A 13,186-nucleotide genomic window follows, 5' to 3' on the forward strand; every position below is an offset into this window, starting at 1 on the left:
ACATATGGCTGTTCGTAGAGCACGTACGGGGAAAAAGGGAACAAACAATAGTCAAAGTCATACCTACTATTTTGATATTGAAAAATGCAAAGTATGTCCATTCAAAAGTGGGTGTTACAAGGAAGGCGCTAAAAGTAAAACATATTCTGTGACAATTAAATCCACTGAACATAAGGAACAACAAGCATTTCAAGAAAGTGCATATTTTAAAGAAAAGGGGAAAGAGCGTTATAAAATTGAAGCGAAAAATAGTGAACTTAAGCATAGACACGGGTATGATGTGGCATCTTCCTCGGGTCTGATTGGTATGCAACTGCAAGGTGCAATGGCTATATTCGCTGTCAATTTAAAACGAATCCTAACCTTGATGAAAGAAACAAAGTAAAAAAGGATAAAGAGAAAGACGACTTTTCATTCAAAATTGAATGAAAAGTCGTCTTTCTTGTTTTGTATCCGGTTTATAAACCGAAAAACGTAAGTTTTTCAGTGCCCTCTCGCTTAGAAGACTCTTTTTATGTTTCTTATTTTATTTTGTAATGAATTGTTGTGTCCAGTAGTTACCGTTTTCTACATGACCCACACCGATGTGAGTAAAGCTACTATTTAAGATGTTTGCGCGGTGACCTTCGCTATTCATCCAAGCTTGTACAACTTCTTCTGGTGTACGTTGACCTTGTGCGATATTTTCACCTGCAGATTTGTAAGAGATACCAAATCGTTTCATCATGTCAAATGGAGAACCGTATGTTGGGCTATTGTGATCAAAGTAGTTATTTTTTTGCATATCTTCAGATTTTGCACGTGCTACTTTGCTTAATTCGTTATCAACTTGTAACGCTGATAAACCGTGTTTTGCACGTTCAGCATTTGTTAATTTAACAACACGTTGTTCAAATTCGCTTAAAGAACCTTTTTTTTCTTCAGCAGGTTTTTGTGTTTCAGGTTTAACTGTTTCGTTGTTTACAGCAGGTTTTTGTGCTTCAGGTTTAGCTGTTTCGTTGTTTACAGTAGGTTTTTGTGCTTCAGGTTTAGCTGTTTCGTTGTTTACAGTAGGTTTTTGTGCTTCAGGTTTAGCTGTTTCGTTGTTTACAGTAGGTTTTTGTATTTCTGGAGTTATAGGTACGGGTTGCTTATTAGAAATGAAGCAGTTTTGTTGGAATGCTACTTGATTCCACTCTGCTAAAGATTGGATTCCGATAGATTGTAAGTATGCTTGTAATTCTTGTTGATTCATATATTTCATCATAACTTTAGAATTATGAATGTTTTGAATCTTAATTTTAGCTGGTTGTACAGTTGCAGCTTGTGCGTCTAAAGATGTTACTCCTAGCGTTAATGCAGTTGCAGCTGCTACAGATAATAAAACACGTTTTTTCATAAAGATGTGTCCTCCTATGGAAAAGTATTGTACTGTTTTCAACAGATTCATTTTTGACAGCCTGTCTGACTGACAAATTTATGGTAACACAGAAAAGGTCGCAAAAAAGATGGAAAAAAATTCATAGACTGTAAAATTTCCTGTTTTATCCTAGAGTAGGAGGAGAATAAAAATAGGAGAACACTAGATTATAAGAGGAATGATTAGCAATTTTATCTTTACTAATAAAGATGAAATTTTGGTATAATTTACCGTAGTTTCATTATAAGAAACCTCACATAGCGAAGAGTTTCAAAGTTTTGGAAGGAATATAATGGATATTATTTAACAAAACTGTAACGTTTTTGTTGTTCTTTTTTATCGGACAGTAACATATTTTTAATCTTGTAGCGGATAAAAACAGCGGCTATCTCTTTACATAGAAGAAAGGGATAGCCGTTTTCTTATTATTATGAGTTATACTCAATTGCCTCTAATAGTAGATCTACAATATGAACTCCTCGCATTTTATGAGAGAGATGTTCACGTTCAATACCAAGTTTCATTTGTAATAAACAACCTGGATTAGCAGTAACGATTGTAGTTGCATTTGTTTCGTGGACACGTTCCATCTTGTAATTTAAAAATTCCATCGATAGTTCAGAATGAACAATATTATAAATTCCAGCTGAACCACAGCAACGATCAGCATCTTTCATTTCTCGATATGTTATGCCTTGAATTGCTTGTAGGAGCATACGTGGCTCTGAGGATGTATGCATTACGTTGCGCAAATGACAAGAATCTTGATACGTAATAATTTGCGGTGGTAGGCGTAAATCAGTTCGTTTATGGAAATCTAACTCAACTAAAATGGCTGTAATATCTTTTATTTTCGCAACAAACTGTTTTGCCCGTTCAGCCCACTTCGAATCATCTTTTAACAAGTGATCATAATCTACAAGATATGCTCCGCAACCACCAGCATTTGTAATAATATAATCAATATTCAAATCCTCAAAAGCTTTGATATTTCGTTTCGCAAGTTCTTTTGCTCCCCTCTTTTCACCAGCATGACCATGGAGCGCACCGCAGCAATTTTGATTTTTCGGAATCACAACATCACAACCAGCAAGTTGAAGAAGTTTCATCGTTGCATTATTTGTTTCTAAGAACATGGTATCCATTAAGCATCCTGTAAAGAAAGCAACACGTTTTTTCTTTGTCGCTTGAGCAGGTAAAAATTCTGGACGGTTTTTCATTTTTTTCATTTTTGGTACTTTTGGTAAGACAAGATCCATCGTTGCAAGTGTTTCAGGAAATAGCTTCATAATCCCTGTTTTATGTGTCAATGTTTGTAAACCAGAGCGTTGGTAAAATCCAATGATTCCTGTTAATGTGCGCATGCGATTTTGATGGGGAAATAGTCCCTCAAATACCATTTTACGAACAGCTTTCACAGGCATAGAGAACTTTTTATTTTGATTAATAATATCTCGTGCTTCTTCTAATAGATGGCCGTAGTTTACACCTGATGGACAAACAGGTTCACACGCGCGGCAACCAAGGCAAACATTTAATGTATTTTCCACATCTTCATCAGGTTCTATTAAACCATCAACAACCGCTTTCATTAAAGCGATACGCCCGCGAGGTGAGTGAGACTCCTTATAACCAGATTGAATATAAGTAGGACAAGTTGGTAAGCAAAATCCGCAACGCATACAGTTTAATAATTCATCTTCATTTAAGCGCTCTTTAAACTCTTTTTGAATTTGTTCTTTGTTCAATGTTGTCATTGTTCGACCACCACTCTTTTACGAGAATCTTTGGCGAACATTTTTCCTGGATTCATAATATTGTTTGGATCGAAAGCTTGCTTAATTCCTTTCATAGCCGCGATGCCCTCTTTGCCTAATTTTAATTCTAAATAAGGAGCTTTCATAGCACCTACTCCATGTTCACCTGTAATGGTGCCGCCGAGTTTAATAGCTGTTTCAAAAATTTCAGCAAAGGCTTGTTCAGCACGGTGCATTTCTTCTTTATTGCGAGCATCTGTCATACAAGTTGGGTGTAAGTTTCCATCACCAGCATGACCAAATGTACAAATTGAAATGTCGTATTTTTTAGCGATTGCATTAATTGCTTCCACCATTGGCGCAATTTGTGAGCGAGGAACAGTTGCATCTTCTAATATTGTTGTCGGCTTTAATCTTGCTAAGGCAGAAAGGGCGCTACGACGTGCGGTACGCAGTGCATCTGCTTCTTGCTCATCTTTTGCAATACGCACATCAACCGCATGCATCTCGCGGCAAATTTCAGCCATTTTTTCAATATCACGATTCACCACTTCACTTGCACCATCTTGTTCAATGAGAAGGATGGCTTTTACATCGGTAGGCAGACCGATTTGGGCAAATTCTTCTACGACTTCAATTGTCGGCTGATCTAAAAATTCAAGTGTTGCAGGAATGATTTTATTCGCAATAATCGTAGAAACGGCTTGAGCAGCTTCATTCATATCTTGATATAATGCGAGCATGGTTTTCTTTGTTTCAGGCATTGGAACGAGTTTTAAAATAGCCTCTGTTACAACACCGAGAGTACCTTCCGAACCAACGAATAAACGAGTTAAATCATAACCCGCTACATCCTTCGCTAATTTACCACCTGTTCGGATGATATCACCATTTGGTAAAACGATTTCAAGACCGATTACATAGTCTCTTGTTACACCATATTTTAAGCCGCGTAAGCCACCGGAATTTTCGTTAATATTCCCGCCGATTGTAGAAATTTTCATTGAGCTTGGGTCCGGTGGGTAAAAGAGTCCTTTCGCTTCTACAGCATTCATAATAGCAAGGGTAATAACGCCAGGTTGCACAGTAACTGTTAAGTTTTCTTCATCTATTTCTAATATTTGATTCATATGACGGAAAATCAAAACAACGCCACCTTCAAGCGGACATGTTCCTGCACAGAGATTTGTACCAGAACCACGAACGTACACAGGCACTTTATGCGTGTTGCATATCTTTAGCACTTCGGATACTTCATTTGTATTACGTGGTGCAACGACTGCATCAGGAATCGATTGAAAGTTTGGCGTCGCATCATAACTATACGTTAAACGACCCATATTGGATGTATCTACATTCTCTTGACCAACAATAGATACAAATGAATCAATAATATGTTGTTCTAGCATTAGAAATCCCCCTCAAACTGTTGACTTAATATCCTATTCATGAGAGTTGGACTTATTTCATGATTTGCCTTTGTGAAACAAATCGCATTATGAGTACAAACATCTTTCAAGTAAATTGTTTTTCTCCCGTGAATAACCTTGAGATTGTTGACATGCTTCTGAAAGAAAATAAGAATAAAAGCGCTGTCACATTGTTTTCATTAATAATGATAAAAAAGTAGGGAATTTCTTTCTATATATAAACAACTAAAGATTAGTTCGTTTTTTCACCCTTTTTTGTATGATTATCTAATAGGAGGAGGGCAAAGTATAAAACAATTAAATCTTTAAATTGTTTTGGGTTAAGTCCTGTACGGTCCTCGACTCTTTTTAACCTGTAATGCAATGTATTAATATGAATATGTAAACTTTTAGCTGTTTGTTTATACGACTGATTGTGCTCAAGAAATAGTCGTAATGTTTGCATCAGTTCCCCTTCAGATAATAAAGGGGCGATTGTACGTTTCAGAAATTCTTTCCGAGTTTCGGTGGTAATATCTTGTAAACACATTTCCAATCGTAAGTCTTCATGAAATACAATTCCTTTTGTTTCAAAGGCGACAGAAAGGGCACGCAATGCTTGTTCATAAGATATATGCATCTCGCTAGGCATAACAGTTTGACCGATTCCAATATAAACTGTAATCGGGAATAAAGCTTCACAATCTTGTTTTAATCGTTTGAAAAATTGAAAGGATTTGTTTTTAGATTCGATTGTAGTAAATAAAATAAAGCGGTCATTTCCCCATCGTACAAATAATGCATCTTTTGTTAATAAATTGCGAATATGTTGCCAAATTTTTCTTTGTAACATTGCGTCCTCCTGATTAAAGGAGATTAAAACGAGTTGTTTCTTTTTGTATAAATCGATTCCAAGTGTTTTGGCACGATCTAAAAAACTAGGTGACCAATCCTTACTTTGAAGCCAATCAAACACGAATGCTTCATAGGAGCGCTGCTTCAGTTCTAACTGTTCTAGAAAATAATTTTCATGGATAAGCAACTCTGTCATTTTTCGTAATATTTCTCCGTATGGTGAAATGTTTTTTGGGTCACCTGTTATGCCAATCACACCGATGACTTCATTGTGAAAAAGGAGCGGGAGGTTCATTCCAGCTTTTACGCCTTGTAAATGGTGTTCATCCTCTTTTGTAATAATGACAGTTTTCTTTTCTTTTGCACACCGAAGGGCTCCTTCATGAAACTGTCCAATTCGCTCGAAATCTGTACTCGCAATGATGATCCCCTGTATATCAATAATGATAATATTCCCTGTAATGAGTCTTCTCACTTCACGGACAATTTTATTTGCTAAATCAGGAGAAAGCATAATTTGCACACCTCTACTTTTATTTGTTGTACATTATATATGTTGTCGTTGTATTCATATAGGAAGATTTCACACATTCCTCACAATTATTTGTTATTTTACAATTATAACGAAATTATCTACAGATGGAGGGAATCTCTTGAAGAAATATTTGTTTCTTCTATGTTTTTTGTTTCTGTTAGCAGGGTGTAATGAAAATTCGTATACACCGATTGCAAAACATAAAAGTGTAGTTATAACAACAAATATAAAAGAAGGCAGCATTAGCTTTATTGATAAAAAGTTAAAAAAAGTAATTGCATCATGGGAGCTGCAAGAACCTATTACTGGTGTTACGATACTTCCAAATGGTGAGGATATGCTTGTATACGGAAAGCAATTAGAATATATATATATTTATTCGTTAACAGAAGGGAAGCAAATGAAGAAGTGGAAGACAGGAAAAGGAATTGCAAATATTATTGTAGCAAATGATGGTAAGCAATTGTTTTTGGCGGACCAAAATGAACAAAAGATACGATTTTTTACGATGGATGGGAAAGAGATAGGAAATGTTCCTGTAGCAAAAGGCCCCCTTACAATGGTGCAGCATCATAAAAATTTATATGTACTAAATTTTTATGATACAGAGCTATCTACGATCGATTTAGAGAAAAAGCAGGTGAAACAATCTTTTATAGTACCACCAGCATCGACAGGAGCTATGGTGAGTAGCGATGGGAAGGAAATATGGATCGGCGGACATGGAGATGGAAAGCAAGTGAATGAAAAAGTACTTGTATATTCACTACGTAATGGAGAAATGCTTCGTTCGTTACATGCACCATTTATGCCGATTAGTATTTCTGGGGATGGAAAATTTGTATACGTCTTAAGTCATGGATCAAATATGCTTCGAAAGTTTGATGCGGGAACATATCGAGAGGTAGGAGCAACCGAAGTAGGATCCAATCCATTTGCTTTCTTAAAGAGCGGGGAAGAAGAAGGATATGTCGCCAGCTATGATAGTGACGAAGTGTATATCATTGATATAAAGGATATGAAGATAAAACAAACGGTTGCAGTTGGCAAAGGGCCATTTCACTTGACTGAGAGAGAGGAGAGAGAAAAATGAACAAATATAAAGTATTACTTGTTGATGACGAGAGTGATATGAGGCAACTTGTTGGTATGTACTTAGACAACTTTGGTTATGAATGGGATGAAGCGGAAAATGGAAAAGAGGCACTTTTAAAATTAGAAGAGGCGCATTATGATTTTGTTATTTTAGATATTATGATGCCAGAGATGGATGGAATTGCCGTTTGTAAAGAAATTAGGAAAACATCAGATATTCCGATTATTTTTTTAACGGCTAAGGGAGAAGAATGGAATCGAGTAAATGGTTTACGAAATGGTGCGGATGATTATGTTGTGAAGCCATTTAGTCCCGGGGAGCTGATTGCACGCATGGAAGCTGTACTCAGACGATATACAAAGCAAGGGCAACAAGAAGAATTGGAATTTGGCCCAATACGTATGAATGAAAAAAGCAGGAAGGCTGAAACGAACGGAAAAATCATTTCCCTTACAGTAAAAGAATTTGATTTATTATATTTTCTTTGCCAGCACCATGGCCAAGTATTTAGCCGAGAGCAGTTATTAGAGAAAGTATGGGGATATGACTATGCAGGAAGTACAAGAACGGTGGATACACATGTGAAAACAATGCGTTTGAAACTAGGAGAAAGCGGGAACTGCATCCAAACAGTTTGGGGTGTAGGATATAAATTTGAGGTGTAATATGTTTACAATGGTACAGAAGCTATGGCTTACAGTTGTATGTGCAGTATGTATAACAGTTTCTTTTCTTTACTTTGTGTCATTGTACTCGTATGAAAAATTATACGTTCAAAATATTAAAGACACATTAATTGTAGAAGGAAAAAAACTTGTTTCACAATACAATAAGCGTGAAGGGATTTCCGCATTTGAGGAAAAGGTAAGAATGTTTGATAGAGTCTCTCATGCAGATATACTATTTGTAAATAACCCGCGTGATTTAAGTGCGTGCTTACCTTTTGATGTGCATTATGATTCACTTATTAGTGAACAGGATCGACAAATATTATTAGACGGTAAAACAGTGACAAAGGTTGGATATGAGGAACACTTTAATCGGAATATTATGGGAGTAGTTATTCCTGTTTTAGAAGAAAAGAAATTAGTGGGAATTGTATATTCTTACATCCCTTTAAAAAGTATTAAAGATTTAATATTTGATATGGGCATCATTTTAGCACCGTTAGCGCTTATTATAGTAATACTTACTGTATGGATTGGCCGGAAAATTATTATTGCGATTACAAAGCCGCTTTCACAAATGGAACAGATTGCAAACCATATGGCAACGGGGGACTTTTCAGAGCGTATTACCATTTCATCTGAGGATGAAATAGGTCGCCTTGGAAGAGCATTTAATAAAATGGCTACTTCATTGGAGAATGAAGATATAAAGCGAAAGGAATTTTTAGCGAATGTTTCACATGAACTTCGGACGCCTCTTAGCTATATTAAAGGATATAGTGAAGCGATTTTAGATGGTGTGGCAAAGGGGAAACAAGAGAAATTTATGCAACTTATTCATAAAGAAGCAGGACGGATGCAGCGACTTGTGCATGATTTATTAGATTTAGCTCAATTAGAAGGGGAGCATTTTCCACTTCAAAAACAGCCAATTGTCTTTGCGCAGCTTATTGAAGATGTGGTGGAAACGTATGAATGGAAATGTATCGAAAAACAAGTGGAAATTTCAATGGAACTAGATCCGGATATTATTGTAATGATTGATGAAGATCGAATGCAACAGGTGCTCCATAACATATTGGATAATGCTATCCGCTATACAAATGAAAAGGGAAAGATTACAGTGCAGCTACAGAAGCTGAAGAAAGATTGTCAGTTGAAAATCATGGATACAGGAATTGGAATTGAACGAGAACATGTAGAACAACTTGGCGAAAGATTTTATCGAGTTGATAAAGCAAGAAGTCGTCAGCATGGTGGGACTGGACTCGGACTTGCGATTGTAAAACAAATTGTGCACATTCATGATGGGAAATGGAAAATTGAGAGCGAAAAAGGAAAAGGAACAACTGTTATGATCCAATTACAAATGGAGTAACGCAGAGAGGGGGGCATGGTAGAACGATAGGATTTTTATGGAAATGAAGGGTGAAAATAATATAGTATGCAGAGAAAAGGAAGATAAATAGAAAAATTATTAATTTTATTCCTTGTATAGTGAAAAATTGACGAATTTATGAACAAAATATTTGTACTTCATACCAATTCGTTCTAAAATAGGTATGATGCTTAATTCTTATAAATCGTTTTAATTGTTGTTTGGATGATACTGAGGTGATTTAACTGGAATACAAATCTATTAAACCAAAAAAAATTTACGAAGAGGTATCTGAAGCCATTTTAACAATGATTAAAAATGGTACATTAAAACCTGGAGACAAACTTCTTCCTGTACATCAATTAGCGGAGCAGTTTCAAGTGGGCAGATCTGCGGTTCGTGAAGCGTTAAGCGCGCTTAGAGCGATGGGCCTAATTGAAATGAAACAAGGAGAAGGAACATATGTGAAGAACTTTGATTCTTCGTCATTGACAAAGTCGTTAAATCATACGTTACTAATGAAGAAGGAAGACATTTTGAATTTATTAGAAGTGCGAAAAGTGCTTGAAGTGGGGGCAGTTCGAGCAGCAGCAGCAAAGCGCACGGAAGATAACTTGCAAAATATGAGGCATTGGTTAGATGAGATGGAAAAAGGTATTGGAGATGAAAAAGCTGGCGAAAAAGCAGATTTTCATTTTCATATGGCAATTGCAGAAGCTTCACATAATAAGATTTTACTTGAGCTTATGAATCATGTTTCAGAAATGATTGCTGAAACGATTGGTGAGTCAAGGCGCATTATTTTATATGGTGAACAAACGACAGCAGAACGACTTTTAGAAGAGCATCAAGCAATTTATGAGGCAGTATTGGGGCAGGATATAGACTCTGCACAACAAGCAATGCTAAATCATTTAACGAATGTAGAGCATATTGTCACAGGTAAAAAGATATAAATTCGTGATTTGGTCATTCAAACATTTACTGTTAGAGAAAGATTAACTGAGCGTGTTTTTAGAAAAGGAGATTTGGGCGTTGGTTGAGCCTACTTCTTCTTTTTGGTCATCTGATGACCATATGATTGTGAGCTAGATTGTAATGAGGGGGAATTTAAATTATGAAAGTTACTTTATTTGTTACTTGTTTAGTCGATATGTTTGAAACAAATGTCGGTAAAGCAACAGTCGAAGTGTTGGAGCGTTTAGGTTGTGAAATCGAATTCCCGGAAGCGCAAGTTTGTTGTGGGCAACCAGCTTATAATAGCGGGCATGTAGAATCAGCAAAAGAAGCGATGAAGCATATGATTGAAACTTTCGAAGATGCAGAATATATTGTTACACCTTCTGGATCTTGTGCGACAATGTTTCACGAGTATCCACACGTTTTTAAAGACGATCCAAAGTGGGCAGCACGTGCACAAAAAGTAGCAGACAAAACATATGAATTAACACAATTTATTGTAGATGTGTTAAAAGTTACAGATGTTGGAGCGAGTTTAAAAGGAACAGCAACCATGCATAAATCTTGTCATATGACACGTATGCTTGGAGTAAAAGAAGCACCAGGAATTCTATTATCTAATGTAAAGGGATTAACTGTAAAAGAACTGCCTAACGTGCAAAATTGTTGTGGTTTTGGCGGAACGTTCTCAGTTAAGATGACACCAATTTCTGAGCAAATGGTAGATGAGAAAGTAGATAGCGTGATGGAAACAGGCGCAGATTACTTAATTGGTGCAGATTGTGGGTGCTTGTTAAACATTGGCGGACGTATCGAGCGTTTGGGGAAAAAAGTAAGAGTCATGCATATTGCTGAGGTATTGAATAGTCGTTCATAAAGGGGGAACATAAGCTATGTCTATGAAAATCAGTGAAAAAAAATTTAATGATCGCGTTGGTGATGGAATTCAAGATTCATTTATGCGCGGTGCAGTAACTTCTGCGCAGACGCGTTTATATACGAATCGTCTAAAAGCAGCAGATGAATTAGGAAATTGGGAAGAGTGGCGTGAGCTTGGTGAACAAATTCGCCAACATACTTTAGAAAATCTTGATTATTACTTGATGCAACTGAGTGAAAATGTATCAAAACGAGGTGGAAATGTTTTCTTTGCGAAAACAAAAGAAGAAGCAGCTAACTATATTCAAGAAGTAGCGAAAAAGAAAAATGCAAAAAAAGTTGTGAAATCAAAATCAATGGTAACCGAAGAAATTAGCATGAACCACGCGCTTGAAGAAATCGGTTGCGAAGTTGTTGAGAGTGACCTAGGAGAATATATTTTACAAGTGGACAATGATCCACCATCTCACATTGTTGCACCAGCACTTCATAAAAATAAAACACAAATTCGTGATGTTTTTAAAGAAAAATTAGGATATGAAAACTCTGATGATCCATATGAAATGACAAAATTTGTTCGTAAGCATCTTCGTAAAAAATTTATGGATGCTGAAATTGGGATAACAGGTTGTAACTTTGCGGTTGCAAATACAGGTTCTCTCTGCCTAGTAACAAATGAGGGGAACGCAGACCTTGTTATGTCTATTCCGAAAACACAAATTGCGGTAATGGGTATGGAGCGTATGGTTCCAACTATGGAAGAGCTCGATGTTTTAGTTGGTTTACTATGCCGCAGTGCAGTAGGACAAAAACTAACGAGTTATGTAACAGTAGCTGGTCCAATTCAAGAAGAAGAAATAGATGGACCTGAAGAATTCCATTTAGTAATTGTAGATAATGGACGTTCTGAAATTTTAGGATCTGAATTCCGCCAAGTACTGCAATGTATTCGTTGTGCAGCATGTATTAATGTGTGCCCTGTATATCGTCACGTTGGTGGACATTCTTACGGTTCTATTTATCCAGGCCCAATTGGAGCTGTTTTATCCCCACTTTTAGGTGGATATGACGATTATAAAGAACTTCCATATGCATCTAGTCTGTGCGGAGCTTGTACAGAAGCATGTCCAGTAAAAATTCCATTGCATGATTTACTGTTGAAACATCGTCAAGTTATTGTTGAGAAAGAAGGACGTGCCCCACTTGCAGAAAAATTAGCAATGAAGATGTTTAGTATGGGTGCTTCTTCAGCCGCTTTATACAAAATAGGATCAAAAATGGCACCAGTTGCACTAAGCCCATTTACATCCGGTAATCGTGTTACAAAAGGAGTAGGGCCACTGAAAAATTGGACAGAAATTCGTGAGTTCCCAGCTCCAAGTAAAGAAAGATTCCGCGATTGGTATAAAGAGCATAAGAAAGGCGGGGACAAGTAATGGCAGGAACAATTCAAAATCGTGATTCTTTTTTAGATAACATTGCAAAAGAACTTGGACGTGCACGCAAGACAGAAGGAGTGCAGCGCCCAGTATGGAAAAACAATGTGAATCTTGAAACATTAAAAGATTGTTCAGAGGAAGAATTATTAGAAGTATTTAAAAAACAATGTGAAAACATTCATACAACTGTAATTGAAACAACAAAAGATGAGTTAAAAGACGCGATTCAACAAATGATTGCTGAAAATGGTGGAGGACCTATTTTAGTATCTGATGATGAACGTTTTGAAAAGTATGGTTTAACATCTTTCTTTAGAGAAGAGCTTCCAAGCCAAAATGTTGAGGTGAATATTTGGGATCCTGAAGAAAAGGACGAAAATATTCGTTTCGCTGAAAAAGCAAACATTGGAATTGCATTCAGTGATTATACATTAGCAGAATCGGGTACTATCGTTGTCCAAAGTCGTAAAGGACAAGGTCGTTCTTTGCATTTCTTACCAACTGTATACTTTTCGATTATTCCGCGTGAAACAATTGTACCTCGTATTACACAAGCAGTTCGTGATATGAATGCACGTGTTGAAAAGGGAGAAGCGGTAGCATCTTGTATTAACTTTATTACAGGTCCAAGTAACTCAGCTGATATTGAGATGAATCTTGTTGTTGGTGTACATGGACCATTAAAAGCATACTATTTTGTAGTATAAAATGGAGAAAAGCAGGCGAGAAATAGCCTGCTTTTTTTAGTGGACTTAAGAAAACAGTAATTAGCAAGATCGCACTCTCTTTGATATATTTTGGGGAGAAAGGG

At 36.5% G+C, this 13,186-nt stretch carries 11 protein-coding genes and 1 pseudogene; 8 read left to right on the top strand and 4 right to left on the bottom strand.

The window, feature by feature from the left end; genetic code table 11:
- Nucleotides 1-385: transposase (locus tag MR059_RS00005; RefSeq protein ID WP_242161368.1), on the top strand; the 385-nt coding region annotated here is incomplete at its 5' end.
- Between the two features lie 141 nt (nucleotides 386-526).
- On the opposite strand, the gene MR059_RS00010 is transcribed toward MR059_RS00005, so the two are convergent.
- The 4 genes from MR059_RS00010 to MR059_RS00025 form a co-directional block, all read right to left on the bottom strand.
- Nucleotides 527-1,378 (bottom strand): CAP domain-containing protein, encoded by an 852-nt coding sequence (locus tag MR059_RS00010; RefSeq protein ID WP_242161370.1) that lies wholly within the window; start codon nucleotides 1,376-1,378, stop codon nucleotides 527-529.
- 449 nt (nucleotides 1,379-1,827) lie between these two features.
- Nucleotides 1,828-3,156, bottom strand: a complete 1,329-nt coding sequence (locus MR059_RS00015) for a (Fe-S)-binding protein (RefSeq protein ID WP_011984096.1) — start codon at nucleotides 3,154-3,156, stop codon at nucleotides 1,828-1,830.
- Nucleotides 3,153-4,565, bottom strand: coding sequence for a glycolate oxidase subunit GlcD (glcD, locus tag MR059_RS00020; RefSeq protein WP_011984097.1), 1,413 nt, complete (start codon nucleotides 4,563-4,565; stop codon nucleotides 3,153-3,155). The genes MR059_RS00015 and glcD overlap by 4 nt, the downstream gene beginning before the upstream one ends.
- A 253-nt stretch (nucleotides 4,566-4,818) precedes the next feature.
- Nucleotides 4,819-5,934, bottom strand: a complete 1,116-nt coding sequence (locus tag MR059_RS00025) for a CdaR family transcriptional regulator (protein ID WP_011984098.1) — start codon at nucleotides 5,932-5,934, stop codon at nucleotides 4,819-4,821.
- A 139-nt stretch (nucleotides 5,935-6,073) separates the two neighbouring features.
- Here MR059_RS00025 and MR059_RS00030 point away from each other — a divergent pair, with 139 nt between their 5' ends.
- The 7 genes and pseudogenes from MR059_RS00030 (at nucleotide 6,074) to MR059_RS00060 (ending at nucleotide 13,082) form a co-directional block, all read left to right on the top strand.
- On the top strand, nucleotides 6,074-7,048 hold the full coding sequence (locus tag MR059_RS00030) for a YncE family protein (protein ID WP_011984099.1): 975 nt from the start codon (nucleotides 6,074-6,076) through the stop codon (nucleotides 7,046-7,048).
- Nucleotides 7,045-7,716, top strand: coding sequence for a response regulator transcription factor (locus MR059_RS00035; protein WP_011984100.1), 672 nt, complete (start codon nucleotides 7,045-7,047; stop codon nucleotides 7,714-7,716). Before MR059_RS00030 ends, MR059_RS00035 begins: the two co-directional genes overlap by 4 nt.
- A 1-nt stretch (nucleotide 7,717) precedes the next feature.
- The gene (locus MR059_RS00040) at nucleotides 7,718-9,097 is read left to right on the top strand and encodes a sensor histidine kinase (protein WP_011984101.1); all 1,380 of its coding nucleotides are present in this window, start codon (nucleotides 7,718-7,720) and stop codon (nucleotides 9,095-9,097) included.
- A 308-nt stretch (nucleotides 9,098-9,405) separates the two neighbouring features.
- Nucleotides 9,406-10,061, top strand: a pseudogene (locus MR059_RS00045) (FadR/GntR family transcriptional regulator).
- Nucleotides 10,062-10,214: 153 nt separating this feature from the next.
- Nucleotides 10,215-10,934 carry a (Fe-S)-binding protein gene (locus MR059_RS00050; RefSeq protein WP_011984103.1) on the top strand — a complete coding sequence of 240 codons (720 nt, stop codon included), beginning with the start codon at nucleotides 10,215-10,217 and terminating at the stop codon, nucleotides 10,932-10,934.
- Nucleotides 10,935-10,950: 16 nt separating this feature from the next.
- Nucleotides 10,951-12,372, top strand: a complete 1,422-nt coding sequence (locus MR059_RS00055; protein ID WP_011984104.1) for a LutB/LldF family L-lactate oxidation iron-sulfur protein — start codon at nucleotides 10,951-10,953, stop codon at nucleotides 12,370-12,372.
- A complete protein-coding gene (locus MR059_RS00060) occupies nucleotides 12,372-13,082 on the top strand; it encodes a LutC/YkgG family protein (protein ID WP_011984105.1) in 711 nt (236 codons plus the stop codon). The genes MR059_RS00055 and MR059_RS00060 overlap by 1 nt, the downstream gene beginning before the upstream one ends.
- The last annotated feature ends 104 nt before the right edge of the window (nucleotides 13,083-13,186 follow it).

The organism is Bacillus cereus group sp. BfR-BA-01522, assembly GCF_022662635.1.
GTDB lineage: Bacteria > Bacillota > Bacilli > Bacillales > Bacillaceae_G > Bacillus_A > Bacillus_A cytotoxicus.